This is a genomic window from Streptomyces sp. NBC_00390 (genome assembly GCF_036057275.1).
GTDB lineage: Bacteria > Actinomycetota > Actinomycetes > Streptomycetales > Streptomycetaceae > Streptomyces.
Genome location: NZ_CP107945.1, coordinates 1,066,032 through 1,086,495, shown reverse-complemented (window position 1 = coordinate 1,086,495; position 20,464 = coordinate 1,066,032). Strand labels below are relative to the sequence as shown.

Below are 20,464 nucleotides of genomic sequence, written 5' to 3'. Positions count from 1 at the left end.
CGCCTTTTGCGTATCAGTCGCTAATATCCCCGCATGTCCGAGAGTGCCGCGCAGCGCCAACTGCGAACCGACCCCCGTACCGCCACGGCCGCTGCCGGCGAGAGGATCTCCCTCACCAACGACGAGGCCAAGGTCCTGCTGGAGGTGCTCGGACCCGGCGAGACCGTCCGAGCCCTCTACCACAACGGTTGGGGCGATGCCGTCCTCACGAGGAACGGCCTCATCCTGCTCCGGCACTTCGGGTCGCCCAAGGCGACCCGCGTGCCCAAGCCCTTCCGGATCCTCCGTCGCACCTATGGCATGTTCGACTCCGTCGAGATCCTCGTCGAGGGGCGGCCGCACAAGCTGCACGGCTCGAAACTCGACCCCAAGGGCGAGCTCCTCCAGGCCAGGGGGGAACTCCTTCCTCCCGAATCCCCGTTGCGCCCCGGCCGGGGGAAGCGGCTCTTCACCTGGGTGCGCCGACACCCTGTCCTGATCTCCACGGGCGCGGCCGTGCTGTTCTTCACCGGCCTGGGGACGGGCTCCGGAGGGGAGGAGGACGCGGCGCAGGTTCGTACGGACCGCGCCGTGGGCGTCGCCGATTTCAGCGGGACTCCGCTCTCCACAGCAATCGCGGAGGCCGGCGCCCCTGCCTGGCTGAGGGTATCGGCAGCCGACGCTTCCTCCGCCCACCGGCCGGTGAAGACGACCGAGCCAGGTTGGCGGGTCTGCTTTCAGAGTCCTTCCCACGACGAGACGGTCCGCCCGTCCGTCACGGCGCTGACGCTGTACGCGGTTCCCGAGCGGGAGGAGTGTCCGCTGCGGCTTCACGGTGCCCGCAGGGTCGTGATGCCGGAACTCGTCGGGAACCGGTACGAGGAGGCCTCGACCACCCTCGGCGACCTCGGTCTTGATCGCACCTTCCTCTTCCACGCGCATACCGGCAAGCGTCTGAACGAGGGGTCGCGTGACCTGTCTGACTGGCCGGTGTGCCGGCAGCAACCGGAACCTGACATCGAGGTCTCGGTCAGCACGCAGGTGGATCTGTGGCTGATCAGTCCCGGTGATCCCTGCACTCAACCCAGTCCGAAGCCCAAGCCCAAGCCGAAACCGCGTCCCCAGCCCTCCTACGGAACCACCTCGGGTGGCAGCACCAGTGCGGGCAGTAACGGTGGGGGCTCGTCCACCAACGGAGGATCCACCGGCGGAGGATCGACCACCGGCGGCTCCTCCAGCACCTCGGGTGGCAGCACCGGTGGGCAGTCTGGTCTCCAGTTCGGGCAGTTCTGTTCCCCGGTGGGCGCCATCGCGACAACGTTCGACGGGCGGCCCGCGAAGTGCTTCATGGGTAAGGACGGCAAGGCTCGGTGGGGCTACAACTCAGGATGAGAGGGCGAGCAGCGGCTGCAGGCGGCAGGCCCGGGGCAGTTCAGGACACGAACTCCCGCAGTACCTTCGCGAAGGTCGTCAGCTCGTCGATCATCTGCTTCGGGAGCGGCTTCTCGTCGAAGTGGGCGATGCGGTTGCGGATGTCCTTCACCCGCTTCAGCCTGCCGATGAACTGCTCCCGGGGCATGCTCTGCCAGTTCAAGGCCGTCCAATTGACGTCCGCGCGCTCGGCCATCGACTGCTTCGTCTGGTCACCGTCCAGAAGTTTCAGGTAGTCGCCGAACATCAGGTCAGACACCTGACCGGTGCGGTGCTCGGCCTTCTTGTTCGTCTGGACCGCCTTCACGGCCTCCTGGTCCAGCGCCGCCCCCAGGCAGCGGCGCAGCAGGGACTCGATCTCTCCGACGATGAAGAAGGGCCGTGCCGAGCCCTCGAAGCGCTCCGTGACGTCCGCGGCGGTGACGATGCCTGACAAGCAGCCGTCGTTGCCGCGTACCAGCAGATAGCCGTGCTCGCGAATGACGGGCAGCGCGGCGAAGAACTCCTGGCGTGCGTCGGCGAGCGGCAGCGAGTCCTTCTCCATCGCGTTGTCCAGCGTCGGCGGTTTGCCCGCCTCGTACATCCTGGCCACGGATCGCCAGGTGACCACCCCGTGGATCTGTGCCATGCCGGTGGTCACCGGAATCTGCGGGACGCCTTCGGTGCGCATCAGGAACGTGGCCTGCGCCAGGGGCGTACCGGGGCCGACGCACACCGCACCGCGCCGGGCCGACGGGATGTCGCCGAGAAGCAGACGCTGCGGGAGGGCATGGGAGGGCAGCGCCTCCTCGTCTTCGTCCACCGTCTCGTTCGGCGGCGTGGCCTGGGCGGGGACAGCGGCGATCGGCACCACGTCGACGCTGCGGCGCGGGCCGCAGACGGCGAAGTCCGGCAGCGTCGTCAGTCCGGCGTCCGTCAGCGCCTGCGAGATCAGGTGCACCGACCGGTGGTCGCGGACCCTGACCTGGAACAGGTCGAGGATGTCCTGCACGGGCACGGTCCTGCCCTTGAGCGAGGTGATGTCCGTTTCGCTCGGCCTGGTAGTCATCGGGCGTCGCCCTCCGGGAGGTCACGGAGCATGGTCCGCTTGCCCATGGCGACGTGCACCAGGTCCTGCAACTGCTTGGAGCGGTCGTGGTAGAAGCGCTCGTAGTCGTTGTCGCGCAGGGCCTCCGGGTCGATCAGGTGGGTGGCGAGCACATCGTCGAACCACTCGGGGCGCATGTCGGAGGCAGTGATCAGCGTTGGCAGGTAGGTGGCCGGTGCTCCGTTCATGTCCATCGAGGCGCGGTAGGACAGTGGAGTCTTGTTCACGATCGAGTTCTCCGGCAGGCCCTGGCTGTTGCTCCGCCGGAACCATGCCTTGGGGAAGATCTGCCGGATGTTCACGCTGTACTCGTCCAGCCTCCCCGGGCTGAGTGGAGCGCCAGTGAAGTGCCAGTCCACCGCGCCCTGTTTGATCAGCAGGGCGTAGATCCCCTTGTAAGCGGCGCTGTTTCGCGTGGTGAGGTTGTCGAGTCGGTCGGCGAAGAAGAACGCGTCCACGACGGTGTCGGGCGCGCGGTCCTCCCGTCGGATCCAGGGCACGAGCTGCTCGACGTCACGGGTGAAGCGTGTCTCTGTGGAGCCCCCGTACATCTCCCCGAGCACCCCGCACCAGTACCACTGCTCGATCATCTGCTCAGCCGCCAGACGTTCCGTCTCCTCGCGCAGGATGGCGCGGACGGCGGCCAGCGGCACGAGCTGCGTCTTGTAGGGCAGATCGTTGGAGCGGACGATGCACTGCCGCTCCAGGAAGTCGCCCACCCAGGCGAAGGCGTCGGCGACCTGGGGGGCCAGGCGCACGAAGTCGGCCAGGGGGAGGTCCAGCAGGTCCCGCCGCTTGCACGACACGGCGGTGCCGATGCCCGTCTGCTTCCGCTCCCAAGTGCGGACCAGCGCGATGGCCTGGAGGAAGTCGCTGCTGCTGAGGCCGTTCTCGAGGCCACTCTCCAGACGCCCGAACACCGGGTACTTGGTCGCGAGAGCATGCTTGATCTCGCGCCACACCCCCGGTAGCTGGTAGTAGTCGCCGGTGCGGTCCACATACTCCTGGTCGCCGGCGTAGGTGGCGGTGAGCAGCTCGAAGACGTTGAGGGGCACACCGCCCGTGTTGACCCGTTCGAACACGGCGCATACGGCGTCCATGGAAGTGGAGGCGGCCAGCCGGATCATCGGCACCTGGAAGGTGCGGACCTGCTGGAGGACCAGGTCGTCGAACTGGCCCCACAGGTCCCAGTTCCTGTCCTCGTTGGCCTTGATGTACGCCTTCTTCCAGGTGTTCACCCGCTGGGCGTCGAAGACGAAGTGGAGAGGGAAGAGCCCCGCCGCGCACTCGTCCTCGACCCTGCGCAGGTCGAGCACCACCGTGCGGTTGAAGTCGGTGCGGAGCACCTTGTCCGCGGGCACCGACACGATCGCCTCGTCGCGCTCCGACGGCGGACCGACCGCCTTGGCGATGTCGATGTAGTACCAGCGCTGGATGGGCTTGCCCCGGGCGTCCGAGGTCTCCACCGGGACATCGAGGCATAAGGCCTGGAAAAGTGAGGTGAGCCGCTGCTGCCCGTCCAGCAACAGGAGCTCGGGCTTGGGATCGCCCTCGGGCCGCGCCCCGGTGAGGGTTCGTGAGCGGAAGCGGGTCGCGCCGCCCGTCTGCAGCGTCATGACGACGCCGAGCGGATAGTCGAGCGTGACCGTGGCGATGATCGCCCGGATACGGTCGTCGTCCCACTTCCAGTCCCGCTGGAAGTCCGGCAGTTGGAGCACCCCGGAGGAGACCTCCACCAGCACGTCCTTGAGTTTCACGTTGTCGAGCGCTGCCACCTGGACCTCTTCCACCCCTGCTACCTGTACAGAGAGTGATTCCAGCAATGTCCTGGGTCACCGTCAACCGATTCGCGGAAGTAGGGTGGCCGGATGGTCGGGATCCTGCTCCGATCGCCGGCTGGTCCCCGTCCGTACGGGAGTGCTCCGGTCAGTGGAAGACTGGTGCCGTGAGCACCACCGGACCTCAACGCCCTGTCCAGGTGAGCGCGGCCCGCCGCCGCTCGGTCATCGACGCCCTGCGGCGCGGAGCCGTCCCTGAGAGCGGGCTCGACCTGCTCGCCACCGGCCTCGACCGCTTCGAGGCGGCGCTCGACGCGGAGCTGGCAGCGGTCGAATCCGGCTCGTCGATGTTCAAGGCGGTGCGCGGTGAGTACGGCTCCGGCAAGACCTTCTTCACCCGGTGGCTGGGTGAGCGGGCCAAGCGGCGCAACTTCGCGGTGGCCGAGATCCAGATCTCCGAGAACGAGACGCCGCTGCACAGGCTGGAGACCGTCTACCGGCGGCTGACAGAGCGCCTGACCACGTCCAGCTTCCCACCCAGCGCCCTGCGGCCGGTCATCGACGCCTGGTTCTACGCCCTCGAGGAAGATGCCCTCGCCGGCGGTGCCACCGAGGACGAGCTGCCCCAGGAGGTCGAGAAGCTGCTCGTGGCCCGGCTGTCCGAGGTTTCCCGGCACGCGCCCTCGTTCGCCGCCGCACTGCGTGGCTACCGGACAGCCCTCGCCGACGGGGACGAGGCGACCGCCGCGGCCGTGCTGGCATGGCTCGGTGGACAGCCGCACGTCGCCGCGTCCGCCCGCCGGGCGGCCGGAGTACGCGGCGACCTCGACCACTTCGGGGCGCTCGGGTTCCTGCAAGGCCTCCTCACCGTGCTCCGGGACTCCGGGCACAACGGGCTCTTCGTCGTACTCGACGAGGTGGAGACGCTGCAGCGGGTCCGCTCCGACGCACGGGACAAGGCGCTCAACGCACTGCGGCAGCTCATCGACGAGGTGCATTCCGGGCGATTCCCCGGCCTGTACCTCGTGATCACCGGCACGCCCGCCTTCTACGACGGACAGCAGGGCGTGCAGCGGCTGGCGCCACTGTCTCAGCGCCTCGCCACCGACTTCACCACCGACCCGCGATTCGACAATCCACGCGCTGTGCAGGTCCGGCTTCCCGGATTCACGCAAGAGTCGCTCGTCGGGCTCGGAAGCACCATCCGTGACCTCTACGCGGCGGGGGCCGAGGCACCCGAGCGGATCGGAGCCCTCGTGGATGATGTTTACGTCGCCGACCTGGCGACAGCAGTCGGCGGGGCGCTCGGCGGCAAGGTCGGCGTCGCGCCCAGGCTGTTCCTCAAGAAGCTCGTCGGTGATGTGCTCGACCGAGTGGACCAGTTCGAGGACTTCGACCCACGACAGCACTACAAGCTGACGGTGGCCAGCAGCGAACTCACCGATGTGGAACGGAACCTCGCAGCCGCAGTATCAGGCCCCTCCGCGTCCGCCGATGACATCGAGCTGGATGTCTGATGACAGCGGACGCAAGCGCACCGGACGTACTCGACAGACTCGACCCCGTCCTGCTGCACCACATCGTCAACAGCCTAGGCTGGCCCGACCTGCGGCCGCTGCAACGAGAAGCGATCGCGCCCGTCATGGACGGCGACGACGCCGTGCTGCTCGCCCCAACGGCCGGCGGCAAGACCGAGGCCGCCTGCTTCCCGGTGCTGTCGGCCATGGCACAACACAAGTGGACCGGCACTTCGGTGCTCTACCTGTGCCCGCTCAAGGCGCTCCTCAACAACCTCGTCATACGCGTCGACTCCTACGCGCAGTGGCTGGGCCGGCGGGCCGCCCTCTGGCACGGCGACACCAAGCAGTCCCAACGGCAGCGCATCCGTACCGAGCGGCCGGACATCCTGCTCACTACGCCGGAATCTCTCGAAGCCATGCTCATCGGCGTCAAGACCGACCATGCGCACCTGCTGGGCAGTGTGCGAGCCGTCGTCGTCGATGAGGTGCACGCATTCGCAGGCGACGACCGGGGCTGGCATCTGCTCGCTGTACTGGAACGACTGGAGCGGGTCACCGGCAGGCCCATCCAACGGATCGGACTGTCGGCGACGGTGGGAAATCCGCAGTATCTGCTCGGCTGGCTCCAAGGCGCAGGCCAGGGGAAGCGTCCGGGCCGGGTCATTGCTCCTGGCCTTGACTTGGCAGCTTCGGCGGCCAAGTCCCGCCCTGCAGGCGAGGTCGAGCTGGACTACGTCGGGTCGCTGGAGAACGCGGCCAAACTCGTCGCCGCACTCCACCGCGGCGAGAAGCGGCTTGTCTTCTGCGAGTCCCGCCGACAGGTCGAAGAGCTCGGCGCCGCGCTGCGAGCTCGCGAAGTGACCGTGTTCCTGTCCCACGCCTCTCTCTCCATTGATGAGCGGACCCGCTCGGAGCAGGCGTTCGCCGAGGCACGCGACTGCGTCATCGTCTCCACGTCCACCCTGGAACTCGGCATCGACGTCGGCGACTTGGACCGGGTCGTCCAGATCGACTCGCCTGCCACCGTCGCCTCGTTCCTGCAACGCATCGGACGTACAGGCCGCCGGGCAGACACCATCCGCAACTGCCTCTTCCTCACCACACGTAAGGAAACCTTGCTCCAGGCGGCCGGACTGCTCACCCTGTGGGGCCGCGGCTGGGTGGAACCGGTTGTTGCGCCGCCCGAACCGCGCCACCTCGCCGCGCAGCAGCTCCTCGCCGTCACCCTCCAACAGCACAAGCTCGGAGACCGGTTGTGGGCCGAGCAATGGAACGGGCTCGCTCCCTTTGACAGCTCGGCAGCCCCGATTCTGCGCCACTTGCTCGATGAAGGCTTCCTCGACGAGGACGGCGGACTGATGTTCGTCGGACCCGAAGCGGAGCGCCGCTTCGGCAAACGGCACTTCATCGAACTGACAGCGTCCTTCACGGCGCCGCCCCAGTTCACCGTCCTGTCCGGGCGTACGGAAATCGGCCGGACCGACCCGTCCGTTCTCACTGAGGAACGGCCAGGGCCGAGGCGGCTGCTGCTGGGCGGACGCAGTTGGCAGGTCACATTCATCGACTGGGTGCGCAAGCGCGTCTTCGTCGAGCCCGCCGACGGAGGCGGAATCGCCAAGTGGATGAACGGCGGCGTCGCCGGCCTGACCTACGCAATCACGCGCGCCATGCGTGACGTACTACTCGGAGCCAACCCGCCGGTGGCGCTCACCAGGCGCGCGGAGGCGTGCTTGGCTCAGCAACGCGAGGACGAAGCACCGGACACCGTGCACCCGGGCGGAACGTTGGTCACACGGGTCGGTGATGACGTGCGTTGGTGGACATGGGCGGGATATCGGGCCAACTCCACCCTCGCCGCCACCCTTCCGTCGATCGCCGACCCCGTGCAGCGACCGAGTGACAGCTGGGTACGACTGCGTGAGGATCTGACCCCTGCTCTCTGGCGTGTGGCCCGCGAGAGTGCGGGTGACGCGCTAGTGCTCCCCGACGTGGACCGGCGCGCAGTGCGCGGCCTCAAGTTCTCGGCAGCGCTCCCGGAGCGACTTGCCGTCGCCACGGTGGCCGCACGGCTGGCGGACTTCGAGGGAGCGCGGGCAGCGCTGATGGAACCTGTTCGCTTTCATCACGGGGGTGCAGGCGGTGAAGGCGGGGGCGCGCTGATACCCAGCTGACCGTCTGCTGACGGGCAATTCCTGAGCCCAGCGTGTTGACTCGCCGCGTACTGCATAACCACGGGGGCAGAGACCCTTTGTCAGAGTTCCATCTTCATGCGGTTGGTGATCACCCGCAGGTTCCCGGCCCGCGGGCGTTCGCCGAACTGAGGGGCGGATGCATGCTCAAAGTGCCAGAGATTTCGGTACATGCCCAGTTGAGCAGCATGAGCGGTCCGGAAGAGGGTGTGGGATCTCCTCGAGGTCGCGGCATCGGGACATGTGCGCCTGGGGCGACCGCTTCGGCCTGTTGAGCGCTGGGGACACTCGAAACGGGCGGCTGTCACGGTGCGGCGGCGGGCCCGCGGGTGGGAGGAGAGCGGGGTTCGCGTACTCAGTGAGCTCCGAGGGTGGCACGGACGCACGGTGGCGGAGGTCAGAGACGCGCCACTTCTTCCCCCTCACCGTCTGACCGTCTGTAACGTGCCGATAGAGTTGGTCAAGACACCTATTGAATACCGATGTGTATCACCGGTGTTGATGTGCAGGAGACGAGGGGAGCAGTCTGTGGATGAATCCAACCTCCGGGCATCCAGTGACAAATTGACCGTCCTCGCGAATGACCTCGACGATATGCAGTACTACCTGAACAAACAGGTCAAGCGCATGGACGAGATCGTCGACGTGATCGAGGCCGGCTGGCGCGGTCCCGCGGCGAAGGTCTATCGGGCTCTCCACCGGGGGGTCGCGGAGGACGCCGTACGCCTCCGTGAGGTCATGAAGACGCTCGAACAGGCCGTGCGTCTGAGTCGGGACGGGTTCACCGAGCAGGAGTTGGACATCATGGATCGCTTCAGGCGGATCCAGAGCTCGGTCGATGTGGCCGCTGAGGCAGATGAACTCTCCACGCCGAACCCCGACGCCGGGGCGCCGGCCCCGCAGAAGCCGCAGAGCCACATCGCCGACTTGTGACATCAGGGGGACACTTGCCGTCGGATGACGACCACATAGCAGTCGACTTCGCGACCCTGCGGAGGCTCGCGGCCGATCTCGAGGACATCCTCAAGAAGCTCAACGAAAAGCTGGACCTGCTCTATCCGCGAGTAGAGAAGGTCGTTCTGACCTGGGATGGTGAGGCGCGCCAAGCATTTGTCGACGAGCTCGACAAATGGGATCTGTCTGCCCAGGATCTGGAGGCGGCCCAGGCCTGGCTGCACGAGATGGTGGTCAAGGGCCACTCCACCTACGCCTCCGCGCACCAGGCTGTATTGCGCGGCTGGGGGGCCGCCTGATGGCAGGACCGCCGCCGTCCCCCGCGCAGAACGGGGGCTTCGACATCCAGCCCGTGCACGTCTACTACGCCTCGGACCTGGTCAAGGACGCGCAATTCAATCACTCCGAGCGGCCCTTCGGCCTGGTCGACATACTGAACAAGTACAACCAGTCCGCCGGGACCGGTTGGGCCGCCGACAAGTTCGCCGAGGCGTACCAGCAGGTCGTCGACAAGTTCCTGGAGGCCTGGGGCCGGGGTGTGGTCAGCATCGGAGGCGCCGCCGTCGGACTGACACTCACCGCCAACCACTATGTGCTAGCGGAATGGGAGGCGAGCGGCCGTAAGGGCCCGCAGCCGACCGGACGCCCGGAGCCGGTCGTCATCAACAAGACGCCGCCCTTCGGGCCGGTCAATCCCATCAAATGGACGGGCACTGGCGAGGACGTCGACTCGTGGTGGATCTCCGGCGTGCTCGGCGACTTCCCCGACTTCCTCGCGGACGTAATCCGGCCGGCCATCGAGCACGGCCTGCGCCTCGGCAAGGTCCACGAGATCACTCCGGGCATCAGGGACGACGAGGTCCGGGACATGGCCAAGGCGTGGCGGAAGATCGGCTCCGAGGCCGTGAAGTCCTCGGAGGAGTTCAACGACGCCATCGCCACGATCACCAACCCGAGGGACAGGGGCGAGTGGCAGGCGGCCATGCGGGCCTTCGGCCAGACCATCTGGGGCACCACGGCTTGGGGGCGGCAGCGCGGGGAGGACGGCCAGCGGAGCCAGACCGGCGGCCGCGAATGGCGAACCACCAAGGACCTCCCGCCGTCCGGTCGGCGGCCCATCATCGACGTGCTGAAGAAGACCGCGGACGCGGTCGCCGACATCCTGGAACACGTGTCCGACGTCGGGAAGAAGACCAGAGAGTTCACCACACAAGCAGGCATCAACGCCACGAAGGCCACGGCCAACGACCTGTTGCCGAGCTTCGATTGGAAGGAGATAACCAAGCGAGTGGTCGGCGGGGTCGTCGGCACAATCGTGCTCATCTTCCGGTCCCACATGGACAAGGAGGGCGTGGATGCGGTGGTCGAGGACTACCACCGTGAGTTCAATGAGGCGGCCGGCAAACTCCACGCCCTCCTCGCGGAGCTGGATCTGGCCATTCTCAGCGCTCCGACCTACCAGGCGGAGATCGCCCGGGCCCAGGGCTTCGGCGCGCGCTCGCTCAACGAGTTCAAGAAGGAGCACAGCTGGCAGCGCGGCGGCGAGAGCCCCTTCCCGTACATGTACTCACTGGACCTGGCGACGAACGAGGGGCTCGGGGGCGGGCACACCCTCGACAAGCACGTCGGCAAGACCGACGAGCAGCTGCTGCAGCGGCACCGGGACGAGTCCAAGCCGTCGGGCAAGCTGAACCTGCTCGCAACGTCGACCTTCCCCGACCTGGAGTCGGCCCAGAAGTACACCCAGTACTGCATCCGGCAGAGGACCCCGGAGATCCAGGACTGGCTGAAGAACCCGCCGCCCCAGCCGCCCACCAAGCCCTTCAGTGTGCCATCGGTCCCGAACGAGGGCCCGCTCGCTGGGCCCACAGTGACCGGGCGAAGCTCCAAGGCAGTGGACGACTTCACCGCCGGCCCGGTCCAAGATGTCCACGGCGTGACCACCCGCCTCAAGTACGACCCAAACCTCGACCCGCCTTTCGTCGTCCTCACCTCGGCGCCGGAATAATCCAGACCGATGGAGCAATACATGGAACACCCCAACGCGGAGGCGTGGGCCGAGGCGATCGAGCTGTTCGACGCCCGCTATGCGTTCGTCGGCGTCGCGGCCCGATCGCAGTCCGAATGGTGGTTCGACGTCGCTTCGCTCATCCGCGGCGAAACCCAGGACCCGCGTGGCTGGCGTGCGCGAGACCCGTACGACGACGAGATCGGCTTGGAGCGTCCCGCAGACCCCCTGTACCCCTGGATCCAGCCCCCCGCCACACCGGAGGACGCGGAGAGCTTCCGCGGCATGGTCCGGGAGCTCCCGAGGTCCTCGGTGCTCTCTCTGCTGGTCCTGCTCGGCATTGTCGGCATGGATGTCTCGAAGACTTGGCGGTTCGAGGAGCGCAGGCACGAGATGGAAGGGCGGGCCGCGGCCCTCCTTGCCCGGTTCCCCGAAGGCACCCGCTTCTACTCCAACATCAGCTGGACGGGCGAACAGCCCGACTTCTACGAGCAGCCGGTTACCGGGATGGCACAGTTCAGCCAGGATCTTTGGGATGCCGGTCTGATCGCCGTGAACGACACCGAAGTCGCCATGTTTTGGACCTTCGAGTCCCTCTGACCCGCCCTAGCCGAACCGGGAAGACCCAGTGCTCATCCGATCCGCCACCTATCCCGACAGGGAAACCGCCCAGTGGGCCGCCCAGGAGGTCGTCACCCGCAACGAGCAGGCGATCCACCGCTGGCTCGCCCAGGGCACCCGCCCCCGCCTCACCATCGAGGCCGCTTGGCCCTCGCGCACTGAGCCGGTCGGCCGCGTCCTGCTCCAGGGCATGGCCCTCGCGGGACGCGGACCCGTGGACGTGCGGGCTGCCCGAGTGGTGCTCCGGCGTGAGTCGGCGAGTCCGCTCGGGTTCGTCGTGCACACCACGTTCCCGATCTACGTGTAGAGGCCTGCCCATGTCCATGAAGCCGCTGGAGTTCGACCGCCGCTACGGCGAACTCGACCAGGTGATCAGCGCATACGTCGGCCAGCCCGCCGACGACACCCCCGAACGCCCCGGCCAGGCACTTACGGCCTATCTGCGCCACACCTGGCACACCCGCCCGTGGGCCCTGTCGGTCGCAGAGCAGCAGCTCCGCACCTACGCTCAGAATCCCCCCGGCCGGCTCCGTCTCCGCCTCGGCGAGTTCTACCCGGTGCCGGACATCGGCCTGTCCGAGACCGAGATCCAGCAATGGCTGGTCCTGCTCGCTGACCTCATCCGGCGCAGCATCGAGGAGGGCGAGGTCCCGCCCCCGGCGGCGATGCCCGAGACGCACTGGGAGTGGCACGCCCGCTTCCCCGAGCTCGGCCAATTCCTCGGTGGCTGGTTTTCGCAAGACATGTCCGACGAATTCGCCGACCACGACGCTGCCGTACGCGACTACGGCAGCACGGCTGACCGCACGCTCGTGGCCCGGCTCGTCGGCGAGCTGCACGAGCTGTTCGCTCTCGGTCTTGAGGAGCCCGATTACGCGCTCGCCGTATCCGAATTGGGGATGGAGGTTGACCCGCCTACGTCTTACACGCTGGGGGCCTGGCTCGCGCTGGTGGCGGACCGCATCGGTGGGTTCCGGGCGGAGTACGGGCATCCAGATGCCGACGGCTGAGCATGCGTCTGTGGCTGAGCTTGTTTCTTGACCTCAGTCCGAGTCATATGGAGGAGACGGTTGGTTCCAGACGGCGTCAAACCGGCTGACGAACGTTCGGAGTTCGCGGGCGCTTCGAGGCAGCATGGCCGTCATCACGGTGTCGAGGAGAGCGCGGGCTTCGAGGGGGTTGCCGCAGCAGTACCAGTGCACGTTGCCCCACTCGTAGTCGTCCCACAGTTGGCGCTCGGGACGGTGGACGTAGTCCTTCCACAGGCGCAGGGCCGCGCTGACGTCTCCTGGCTGCAGGTAGTTTCGGGTGCGCTCAAGGCGGGCGACCTCGGCCAGTGCACGTGAGGACAGGTCGTCGATGACGGGCCTTGCATACGGCCTCCGGGGCCGGCTGGGGATGTCGGCCCGGAGGGGGTCTGGCCGTCTACGCGGCATGGACCTTTCGATTTGTCGTCATGCCGTACATGGTGCCACGATCGCGAACGGTGTCTCGAACGGGTTTGTGGCCATGAAGAATCCGCCACCGTGCTTGCTACCTGATCGACTGCCGAAGGACCTCCGAAGCCGACCACTACGACACCAAGGCGGCCAGGTCCCAGGCGCGGATCACGCCGTCCAGGCCCGCGCTCAGGGCGACTTCGCGGCCGTTGAGCATTGTGGTCCGCACTACCGTGACGCCGCCCCGATGGCCGGTCAGCGGGGCACCGACTCCCGCGCCGCCCTCGGCCAGGTCCCAGATGCGTACGGTCGCGTCCGCACCCCCGGTTACCGCGAGGGGCCGGTTGCCGACCGTGGCGGTGTCCAGGGCGGAGACGCCGCCCTCGTGACCGACGATCGGATCGTAGATCGGCTCATCGCCCTCGTCCCCTGACAGTCCCCATACGTACACCTGTCCCGGATCCGCCGCCACCACGATCGGACGATCGGCGATCTGGGACACAGCGACCGCTTCGACACTGCCGTCATCCGGGTAGAACGAAGCCAGTTGCTCGTCCCGCGCCAGGTCCCACATGCCCACGTCGCTACCGCCCGCCACCACCAGCGAGCGGCCGTTGATCCGTGCGGTGGCGACAGTGCAGATGCCGTGGATGTCGCTGTCCGGTAGTTCCACCTGGAGCTCCTCGGCGGACAGTCCCCACACCAGGACTCCGGCATCCGAACCCGTCACGAACCGCGGTGGCCCCTCTCCCTTCACGGTGGCCATGGACCCGACGTAAGGCTCGCCGTACCTTGCCCCCCGGGGCAGTTCGCCGCTCCCCAGATCCCAGAGGGCGGAGCCCTGTTCATGGCCACCGGCCGCCAGCAGCACGCGGCTGCCGGAAACCGCCGCGGCCAGCGAGTTCAGCTCGTTCTCGGCGTCGGGGTACTCGACGGCGAGCGGATCTTCAGCAAACGCGTATGCCAATGGCCGCTTCTGCCACAGGTCCCGCTGCGGGTCCCAGGTCCACACGGCACCGTCGCGGTCGGCGCAGACCACCAGCGGACCGCCGCCCACCTCGACCACCGCAAGGTCGATGATCGGGGACAAGGAAGGTATTTCGCTGCTCAGCAGCACAGGCGTGTCAGACATGCGGCGAGCGTAATCCCCAGCTCTGACACCGCAGTGGCATGCAGGTGATCACCGATGGGTTACTCGCGACTGATGCAGAAGAAGCCTTGGCTGCTTCTACGGACTGACCCTGCCACCACTGACATCTGACAAGGCGACAGGCACTACATCGGCTTCGTGGTCAGCCGCTCGAAGGACTTCGAAAGCCGGCCATTCAGTGAGGCCCGGGGCGGGCGTCGCAACCCTGCACTTCCGGAGTGCGCAGATCCCGCACGGGGGTTGGAGATCTCCCGGCCGACGGTCTGATCACATCGTCGCGGAAGCCGAAGAGGGTTCCCCCATGCGGCCGAGCACGCCGCTCGGGCGTCATCCTCCGGTCCGTCCGGGTCAGGCTTGCAGGGTGACGGAATGCGGCGAGCAGCGCGACAGGATGCGTCGTATGAGCACTCCCGTGATCAACGAAACCCCAAATGGCACAACTCGACCGCCGCGTTGGGCGGTCTGGGCGGCGCATCTCACCACGCTGGTTGTCCTGCCGAGCGGGCTATGGAGAATCGCCTTGGTCCTCGGATACCCGGCCGGTTACACCGACGAGGGCTTCACGGACTTCGAGTCGCTCGGCGCGAAGGTCTGGATGCTGACGCTCAGTGTCGTCTGTGAGCTCCTGGCCCTCCTGACGATCGGTCTGGTGCGGCCGTGGGGCGAGGTCGTGCCGCGCTGGATACCGCTGATCGGCGGGCGCGTCGTCCGCCCGATGGCCGCCGTCGTCCCGGCCGCACTCGGCGCGTTGGCACTGACCGTGCTGTGGGCCGACGTTGCCCGGTGGTGGACGTACCCGCACGATGACATGACCGGCACCGGGAACCTCGTGGTCGGCATCCTGTACCAGCCGCTGCTCCTGTGGGGCCCTCTGCTCGCCGCCGTCACGGTCTCGTACTACCGCCGCCGTGCATCCACGCGCAGTTGCGGCATTGATGCCGCGTGAGACCTGCCGCTGCGGTGACCGACGGAGTTGCTATTCCCTTCGTACTCCGGCTGAGCGGCGCGTTGCGTGGGGCCGGGCGTGCGGTTCGGACATCCTGCTGTGACCATGGGGATGCTCCTCCTGGCCGTGGCCGTGCTCGCGGCCGCCAATGCGCTCGTCAACCACCTCGAGCCCGAGCTGTACGTGCCGGTCTGCGTCACCGCGGCTGCCGCGCTCGTGCTGATCGCCCGGCTGTCCGGGCTCACTTGGGACGAGCTGGGGCTCGGCCGGGCTTCGGCACGGCGAGGTCTGCGGTGGGGGATCGTCCTGGCCGGGGCCGTACTCGTGGTCTGTCTGGTGGCGCTGGCCGTGCCGTTCACCAGGGAGGCGTTCCAGGACGAGCGCGCCGCCGGTCTGTCCGCCGGGCAACTGCTGTTCCGTGCGCTGGTGCGGGTGCCGTTCGGGACCGTGCTGCTGGAGGAGATCGCGTTCCGCGGTGTCCTGTGGGCCATGATGCGGCGGCGATGGGGCACAGCATGGGCCACTACCGTCTCCTCGGCCCTCTTCGGACTGTGGCACATTCAGCCGTCCCGTGGCCTCACGAGCTCGAACGCCGCGGCCGGAGCGGTCTTCGGTACGGGTCCGACCGGGGTCGCGCTGTCGGTGACCGCTGCGGTCGTCGGCACCGCGCTCGCGGGGGTGGTGTTCTGCGAGTTGCGACGCCGGTCGGGGAGCCTGATCCCACCGATGGCGCTGCACTGCGCCATCAACAGCGCGGGTTACGCGTGCGCGTGGGCGGCCGGGCGCTGGTGGTGAACGGCAAACGAGGGCTCACCCAGGTCCTCGGCAGGCGCGTCGACCACGGTCAGGCGTACCCCTCTCCGATCGATGCGGACCGGCGCGGAGGATCGATACTTCCGGCCCGCGCCGCTGCCGTACGGGTGAAGACCACGCACGCCACCACCGTCCAGGCCGGGCCGGCGCGGTACGACGGACGTCTGGTCGATGCGCGTTGGGCCATCGGCCGCGGTCCCGAAGGAGTAGTTGTGCCTGCACCGACGACGTTCGATCACAAGGTCCGGGAGTACAGCCTGCCGTTCGCGTACTGGATGGTGAGGGCCGCCGAGCTCGCCTACCAGGACGAGGCCCGGATCGAGGAGCAGGCGCGCGAGTGGGGGTTCGACCGGGTGCGTCATCACTGCACCCGCTTCACGCCGCCGTTCCCGCTTGAGGACACCCAGGCCTACACGATGGCCGGCCGCGACATGATCGTCACCGGATTCCGCGGTACGGAGCCGGTGCAGATCAAGGACTGGCTCTCCGACGCCACCACCCCGCCGTGGCCGGGTCCGAGCAAGGTCGGGTACGTCCACTACGGCTTCGCCCAGGCGCTGGAGTCCGTCTTCCCTGGCGTGGAGAAGACGATCGCGGAGTTCCGTGACAACTCACAGAGTGTCTTCTTCACCGGGCACAGTCTCGGCGGTGCTCTCGCGATGCTCGCAGGCGCGCGCCTGTTCATGGAGGACCCGCGGCTGCGGGCCGACGGCATCTACACCTTCGGGCAGCCCCGCACCTGCGACCGACTGCTCGCCGCGGCGCACAACAAGGCCTTCACGAAGCGGATGCACCGCTTCGTGAACAACAACGACATCGTGCCGCACCTCCCGACAGAACCCGCCTTCCACCACCACGTCGACACCCTGCGCTACATCGACTCCGACGGCAGGCTGCGCGAGTCGATGCCACTCATCGGCGGGCTGGCGGACCGGGCCAAGGGGCTGACCGGTGACGTGTTCGCTCCTGCGGGCGACGGCATCAGGGACCACTTCATTCACGAGTACGTTGCCGCCTTGGAGAAGAACCAGCCCTGACGGGCTCATGCGGAAAGCTCGGCCCGCCATGGTCGCGGCCACTCTCCCGAGGGCGGAGGCCCCCCGGCAATACCAAGATCACGTCGCGCGTTCTCGTAGAAGGCATCGCGCGCCGCGCTGGCCAATTGATGCGCTCTGGTCCAAGCTTCAGCGTCGATGTGGCCCTCACGCACGAGCAGTTCGATGGTCCAGACGGTTTCGTGCCATCTCCGCGCCGCCGTGATCGTGGCTGCGTCCCCGACCAACAACACGGATTCCCATTCAGCCGCGCGGCAGGACTCCGCATCGGCAAGCAAAGGGAGGCCTTCGGCCGGCTCGAGCGGATCAGCAACATCCGAGAACCCCAGGGCTGCGCCTATGCGCTGAGCAGTGCGAAGTTGGGACTTCAGGACGTTGGCGTAACGACCGTAGGTCTCAAAGCGCTTCTCGTCCCACCTCTCTTCGCGCTGCCGTCGCCACTTCCGGCGCTCGGTCAGGCTCTGAGCCGCATATGAACCCAGCGAGCCGACGGCAACCCCGATCAACGCCGGTAATTGCTCCAGAAGTGACATCGAGTCCCCCTCGTTTCCCGTGATCACGCGCACCTTTCCCCAACATCTCCTGGGAACCAGTACCCGTGAATCCGAGGCAACAGCCCATCCGGCGCGCGCTGTCCGCACCGTTGTGCATTCAGAGCGCGTGGCTCGCCGCCGGCCCGCCGCCGCCCCGTCTCACGCCGCTCCTCGACCGGTATCCGGGCAAGACCCTGATCGATGACTGCGTACGCTTCGCCGCCCTCGTCGCATGCGGTGCGGAGCAGGAGCTTCTGCCGACGGTGCAGTCCTGACCGGCGACCTGTGGCCAGGGAACAGCTCGCGAACATCCGGCACGTTCAGGAGCACTGCATCTCCTGGAGCAGATGCTCAGGGCGGTGAGCCGGTCGCTGCATCAGCCGGTCGTGCGGTAGGTGTGGAACACCTCGGCCGGTAGGCCGAGTTCCGGGCGCCAGCTGTCGAGGACCGCGGCTGACGGCGCGAACAGCGGTGCAGGGATGGCGCTGAGGGGGAACCACTGCCAGCGCACGATCTTGTCCGGCTCACGCACGACCGGTCCGCCCGACGCAGAGGCGACCAGCGCCGCGCCAGTGACCCGCGTGACGCCCCGTTCACCGTCCACGAGCAGGGCGCCCATGCTGATGCTGTTGATGTCCGCCTGGATCCCCGTCTCCTCGCCGAGTTCCCGGGCGGCGGCCTGCTCGAAGGTCTCACCGGGGTCGACCTTGCCGCCCGGGAGCTCCCAGCTGCCGTTGTGGCCGAGACCGAGGAGAACATGCCCCGCCTCGTCGAGGACGATGACGCCCACGCCCACGAGCCCGTTGGGTGTGGGGAACGCCCGTTCCGGGCGTTCGGCCGGTGCAGGGCCGCCGGTCAACGTGCACCTCCGTCGTTGTCGTCGTGGCAGGTGCAATGCTTTCAGATCCGGGCGGGAGGCACGGCATCGACCAGCTCGGCCAGTGCACTGCCGAGTGCGTCCAGTCCCGGACCGGCCGGGCCCCCTGGCTCCTGCATGTAGACGTCCCGCCGGATCTCCACCATCAGGGCGCTGACCCGCCGGTCCTCGGCGTAGTACCGCAGCGGCACGTAGGCACCGGCGAACGGGCTGTTGATCCCGGTGGCGCCGAAGCCCGCGAATGCCTTCTCGGCATGAGCGAGCAGCCGGCCGGGGGTGTGGAAGGCGTCGGTGCCCAGGCAGATCGGCGGACGCGGTTGGTCACCATGGAGCTCGTACGGCAGCGGCTCGGTGGGATAGGAGTGGACGTCGATGATCACGGCACGTCCGACCGCCTCGATCCGGTCCTCCACCGCTGCGGTCATCGCTTCCGCGTACGGGTGGAAGTAGTCCTTGATGAGCGGCTGACCGTCGAAGTCGTCCGGGCGCAGTGACTCCTGGTGTGTGGTCCGCGTGTAGACGGCGCCCATGCCGACGGACAGCATTTCCTCGCGTTCGTCGGGGAAGCGCTCGGGGTCGACCACGAGGCGGGAGAGCTGGTTGACGAAACGCCAGGGGGTAAGGGCGGAGGTGATGGCGGCCGCGTGGGCGATCTCCGCGGTGTGGGCGTCGACGATGCGGTCGAGCTCCGACTCGAGTGCGGGGTCGTCCAGCACGATCCCGTCGCGGACGTGGGCCGGTATGGCTCGCGAAGAATGCGGAACGTGCAGGATCACGGGGGAGTCGGAGTCGCCGGGCAGAAGTCGGAAGGAAGGCGACGCGTCGTTCATGTGGGCTCCTTGCTGATGCGGGTCGTACTCGAAGACGCAGGCGCGCCTCCCCTTCGAATGAGACGCCGGACGCCAGTCCACATCATGCGGCAAGCGGTCCCACTCCGTGGGGCCGTACCTCTCCTCGTCGTGTGACGTGCCGTGTGGTGACCGCAGTTGCGTGTCGTGCTCGGTGAAGGCAACAGCCAGGACCGGGCCGTCCACCGTGGTGAGACGTGAGGAGGGGCCGATGGGTGCGGAGGTCCGCCACAGGCGCAGTGATCCGTCCGCGCAACACCTGCCGGCCGGCAGATCACAGCCGGATGGCGGCAGTGCGGTGTGGCGCCGTCACCGGTGCGGTCTGCGGTGGGCGCGTGCCAGTGGTGACCGCTCCCAGAGCAGGCGCACGCCGGTTGCGCGGGCGATGGCGGCCAGGTGTGGGCCTGTGTTGCCGATGTACCAGATCGGCCGGTCCGCGTGCGGCCATGCGTAGGCCGGGACACCGTCGTCCAGGAGGTCTGTCAGCCGCGGCTGGTCCAGCGACGCGGCCGAGAACTCGTAGAGTGCGGGCAGCCGTGGGGCGATCACGCCGTAGTCGAGCATGCGGGCGAGGGCGTGTTCGTCGAGGAGGGTCTCCTCGATGGGCGTGGATACCGGGTATTCGGTCGGGAAGGACCGGCCGAGGTCGAGGTACATCTTGACGGTCCGGTGGCGTGGGTCGGCCATCACGGGACCGAGGGCGGCCAGTCGGCCGAGCGCGAGTCGGGGCCGCACGAGCATCGCGTGAGTGAACAGGACGCGGAGCAGTGCGACGTTCATCATGAATCGCTCCACCTGCGACTCGGCGGCGGCCAGACTCTCGTGCTGCAGGTAGCCTGCGACGATGCTGGCGTTGTGCGCGCGGTACCAGCGGCCGGGTTCGGGTGTGCGGATGAAGTCGAGCCAGAATTCGACGCTGCGGGCGCCGGCTGTGCCTGCGGCCCCGACGGACAGCAGGTGGGCCTCGGTCTTGTCCCGCAGCAGCCGTTCGTTGACGGCGCGCCACCAAGGGCTGCCCGGCGGGTCGGAGGTCTCCGGTGCGAGCACGCCACGGGCGAGTGACCAGCGCATGAAACTCAGCTCGGCATGGCCGTACTGGTGGAGGGGTCCTGTGGCGAGGCGGTAGAACTCCTGCGCCAGCGCGTAGCGTCCGGCCGCCTCGTCCCGCACGCGCGCGACCCGTTGTTCCGCGCGTGAGGCTGCGTCAGCCACGGCTGCTCGATCGGATCGGCATCA

21 protein-coding genes are annotated in these 20,464 nt (G+C 67.8%); 13 read left to right on the top strand and 8 right to left on the bottom strand.

All coding sequences use genetic code 11. The features are described 5' to 3' along the window. The first annotated feature begins 33 nt into the window (after positions 1–33). Entirely contained in the window at positions 34–1,371 is a 1,338-nt protein-coding gene (locus tag OHS70_RS04620; RefSeq protein WP_328393926.1) for a hypothetical protein, read from the top strand. Between the two features lie 40 nt (positions 1,372–1,411). On the opposite strand, the gene OHS70_RS04615 is transcribed toward OHS70_RS04620, so the two are convergent. Next, entirely contained in the window at positions 1,412–2,458 is a 1,047-nt protein-coding gene (locus OHS70_RS04615; protein ID WP_328393924.1) for a CBS domain-containing protein, read from the bottom strand. Beyond that, the gene (locus tag OHS70_RS04610) at positions 2,455–4,272 is read right to left on the bottom strand and encodes a GmrSD restriction endonuclease domain-containing protein (protein WP_328405405.1); all 1,818 of its coding nucleotides are present in this window, start codon (positions 4,270–4,272) and stop codon (positions 2,455–2,457) included. Before OHS70_RS04610 ends, OHS70_RS04615 begins: the two co-directional genes overlap by 4 nt. 170 nt (positions 4,273–4,442) lie before the next feature. Here OHS70_RS04610 and brxD point away from each other — a divergent pair, with 170 nt between their 5' ends. From brxD to OHS70_RS04570, 8 genes are all read left to right on the top strand, one after another. Continuing rightward, a complete protein-coding gene (gene brxD / locus OHS70_RS04605) occupies positions 4,443–5,792 on the top strand; it encodes a BREX system ATP-binding protein BrxD (protein WP_328393921.1) in 1,350 nt (449 codons plus the stop codon). Then, the gene (locus tag OHS70_RS04600; protein ID WP_328393919.1) at positions 5,792–7,966 is read left to right on the top strand and encodes a DEAD/DEAH box helicase; all 2,175 of its coding nucleotides are present in this window, start codon (positions 5,792–5,794) and stop codon (positions 7,964–7,966) included. Before brxD ends, OHS70_RS04600 begins: the two co-directional genes overlap by 1 nt. Before the next feature lie 519 nt (positions 7,967–8,485). Then, positions 8,486–8,917 (top strand): WXG100 family type VII secretion target, encoded by a 432-nt coding sequence (locus OHS70_RS04595; protein WP_443062728.1) that lies wholly within the window; start codon positions 8,486–8,488, stop codon positions 8,915–8,917. A 14-nt stretch (positions 8,918–8,931) separates the two neighbouring features. After that, on the top strand, positions 8,932–9,237 hold the full coding sequence (locus OHS70_RS04590) for a WXG100 family type VII secretion target (RefSeq protein ID WP_328393915.1): 306 nt from the start codon (positions 8,932–8,934) through the stop codon (positions 9,235–9,237). Continuing rightward, positions 9,237–10,946 (top strand): RNase A-like domain-containing protein, encoded by a 1,710-nt coding sequence (locus OHS70_RS04585; protein ID WP_328393913.1) that lies wholly within the window; start codon positions 9,237–9,239, stop codon positions 10,944–10,946. Before OHS70_RS04590 ends, OHS70_RS04585 begins: the two co-directional genes overlap by 1 nt. A 21-nt stretch (positions 10,947–10,967) precedes the next feature. Then, positions 10,968–11,546, top strand: a complete 579-nt coding sequence (locus OHS70_RS04580; protein ID WP_328393911.1) for a hypothetical protein — start codon at positions 10,968–10,970, stop codon at positions 11,544–11,546. 28 nt (positions 11,547–11,574) lie between these two features. Next, positions 11,575–11,874 carry an RNase A-like domain-containing protein gene (locus OHS70_RS04575; RefSeq protein ID WP_328393909.1) on the top strand — a complete coding sequence of 100 codons (300 nt, stop codon included), beginning with the start codon at positions 11,575–11,577 and terminating at the stop codon, positions 11,872–11,874. Between the two features lie 10 nt (positions 11,875–11,884). Beyond that, the gene (locus OHS70_RS04570) at positions 11,885–12,577 is read left to right on the top strand and encodes a contact-dependent growth inhibition system immunity protein (protein ID WP_328393907.1); all 693 of its coding nucleotides are present in this window, start codon (positions 11,885–11,887) and stop codon (positions 12,575–12,577) included. Positions 12,578–12,610: 33 nt separating this feature from the next. Here OHS70_RS04570 and OHS70_RS04565 read toward each other — a convergent pair whose 3' ends face one another. Together OHS70_RS04565 and OHS70_RS04560 are read right to left on the bottom strand one after the other, a co-directional pair. Then, complete coding sequence (locus tag OHS70_RS04565) at positions 12,611–13,003, bottom strand: hypothetical protein (RefSeq protein ID WP_328393905.1); 393 nt, start codon at positions 13,001–13,003, stop codon at positions 12,611–12,613. A gap of 136 nt (positions 13,004–13,139) precedes the next feature. Next, positions 13,140–14,138, bottom strand: a complete 999-nt coding sequence (locus tag OHS70_RS04560) for a WD40 repeat domain-containing protein (RefSeq protein ID WP_328393903.1) — start codon at positions 14,136–14,138, stop codon at positions 13,140–13,142. 418 nt (positions 14,139–14,556) lie between these two features. Between OHS70_RS04560 and OHS70_RS04555 the strand changes: the two genes are divergently transcribed. The 3 genes from OHS70_RS04555 (at position 14,557) to OHS70_RS04545 (ending at position 16,952) form a co-directional block, all read left to right on the top strand. Then, on the top strand, positions 14,557–15,102 hold the full coding sequence (locus OHS70_RS04555; RefSeq protein ID WP_328393901.1) for a hypothetical protein: 546 nt from the start codon (positions 14,557–14,559) through the stop codon (positions 15,100–15,102). A 105-nt stretch (positions 15,103–15,207) separates the two neighbouring features. Beyond that, on the top strand, positions 15,208–15,897 hold the full coding sequence (locus tag OHS70_RS04550; protein WP_328393899.1) for a CPBP family intramembrane glutamic endopeptidase: 690 nt from the start codon (positions 15,208–15,210) through the stop codon (positions 15,895–15,897). A 230-nt stretch (positions 15,898–16,127) separates the two neighbouring features. Continuing rightward, positions 16,128–16,952, top strand: coding sequence for a lipase family protein (locus OHS70_RS04545; RefSeq protein ID WP_443062727.1), 825 nt, complete (start codon positions 16,128–16,130; stop codon positions 16,950–16,952). Positions 16,953–16,957: 5 nt separating this feature from the next. On the opposite strand, the gene OHS70_RS04540 is transcribed toward OHS70_RS04545, so the two are convergent. Continuing rightward, the gene (locus tag OHS70_RS04540) at positions 16,958–17,503 is read right to left on the bottom strand and encodes a hypothetical protein (RefSeq protein WP_328393897.1); all 546 of its coding nucleotides are present in this window, start codon (positions 17,501–17,503) and stop codon (positions 16,958–16,960) included. A 65-nt stretch (positions 17,504–17,568) separates the two neighbouring features. Between OHS70_RS04540 and OHS70_RS04535 the strand changes: the two genes are divergently transcribed. After that, complete coding sequence (locus tag OHS70_RS04535) at positions 17,569–17,778, top strand: hypothetical protein (RefSeq protein WP_328393895.1); 210 nt, start codon at positions 17,569–17,571, stop codon at positions 17,776–17,778. 101 nt (positions 17,779–17,879) lie between these two features. Here the strand turns inward: OHS70_RS04535 and OHS70_RS04530 are convergent, their stop codons facing one another. The 3 genes from OHS70_RS04530 to OHS70_RS04520 form a co-directional block, all read right to left on the bottom strand. Beyond that, positions 17,880–18,362: a nucleotide triphosphate diphosphatase NUDT15 gene (locus OHS70_RS04530; RefSeq protein WP_328393893.1), complete on the bottom strand. Its 483-nt coding sequence runs from the start codon at positions 18,360–18,362 to the stop codon at positions 17,880–17,882. A gap of 41 nt (positions 18,363–18,403) precedes the next feature. Beyond that, the gene (locus OHS70_RS04525; protein WP_328393891.1) at positions 18,404–19,210 is read right to left on the bottom strand and encodes an N-formylglutamate amidohydrolase; all 807 of its coding nucleotides are present in this window, start codon (positions 19,208–19,210) and stop codon (positions 18,404–18,406) included. A gap of 327 nt (positions 19,211–19,537) precedes the next feature. Continuing rightward, the gene (locus tag OHS70_RS04520; protein ID WP_328393889.1) at positions 19,538–20,440 is read right to left on the bottom strand and encodes a hypothetical protein; all 903 of its coding nucleotides are present in this window, start codon (positions 20,438–20,440) and stop codon (positions 19,538–19,540) included. Between the last annotated feature and the right edge of the window lie 24 nt (positions 20,441–20,464).

Excerpts from the sequence above, each read along its gene's own strand:
- OHS70_RS04540 (WP_328393897.1), bottom strand. The coding sequence starts at position 17,503 with ATGTCACTTCTGGAGCAATTACCGGCGTTGATCGGGGTTGCCGTCGGC.
- OHS70_RS04550 (WP_328393899.1), top strand. The coding sequence starts at position 15,208 with ATGGGGATGCTCCTCCTGGCCGTGGCCGTGCTCGCGGCCGCCAATGCG.
- OHS70_RS04580 (WP_328393911.1), top strand. The coding sequence starts at position 10,968 with ATGGAACACCCCAACGCGGAGGCGTGGGCCGAGGCGATCGAGCTGTTC.
- OHS70_RS04600 (WP_328393919.1), top strand. The coding sequence starts at position 5,792 with ATGACAGCGGACGCAAGCGCACCGGACGTACTCGACAGACTCGACCCC.
- OHS70_RS04570 (WP_328393907.1), top strand. The coding sequence starts at position 11,885 with ATGTCCATGAAGCCGCTGGAGTTCGACCGCCGCTACGGCGAACTCGAC.
- OHS70_RS04585 (WP_328393913.1), top strand. The coding sequence starts at position 9,237 with ATGGCAGGACCGCCGCCGTCCCCCGCGCAGAACGGGGGCTTCGACATC.
- OHS70_RS04525 (WP_328393891.1), bottom strand. The coding sequence starts at position 19,210 with ATGAACGACGCGTCGCCTTCCTTCCGACTTCTGCCCGGCGACTCCGAC.
- OHS70_RS04595 (WP_443062728.1), top strand. The coding sequence starts at position 8,486 with ATGTGCAGGAGACGAGGGGAGCAGTCTGTGGATGAATCCAACCTCCGG.
- OHS70_RS04565 (WP_328393905.1), bottom strand. The coding sequence starts at position 13,003 with ATGCCGCGTAGACGGCCAGACCCCCTCCGGGCCGACATCCCCAGCCGG.
- OHS70_RS04615 (WP_328393924.1), bottom strand. The coding sequence starts at position 2,458 with ATGACTACCAGGCCGAGCGAAACGGACATCACCTCGCTCAAGGGCAGG.
- OHS70_RS04620 (WP_328393926.1), top strand. The coding sequence starts at position 34 with ATGTCCGAGAGTGCCGCGCAGCGCCAACTGCGAACCGACCCCCGTACC.
- OHS70_RS04560 (WP_328393903.1), bottom strand. The coding sequence starts at position 14,138 with ATGTCTGACACGCCTGTGCTGCTGAGCAGCGAAATACCTTCCTTGTCC.
- OHS70_RS04555 (WP_328393901.1), top strand. The coding sequence starts at position 14,557 with ATGAGCACTCCCGTGATCAACGAAACCCCAAATGGCACAACTCGACCG.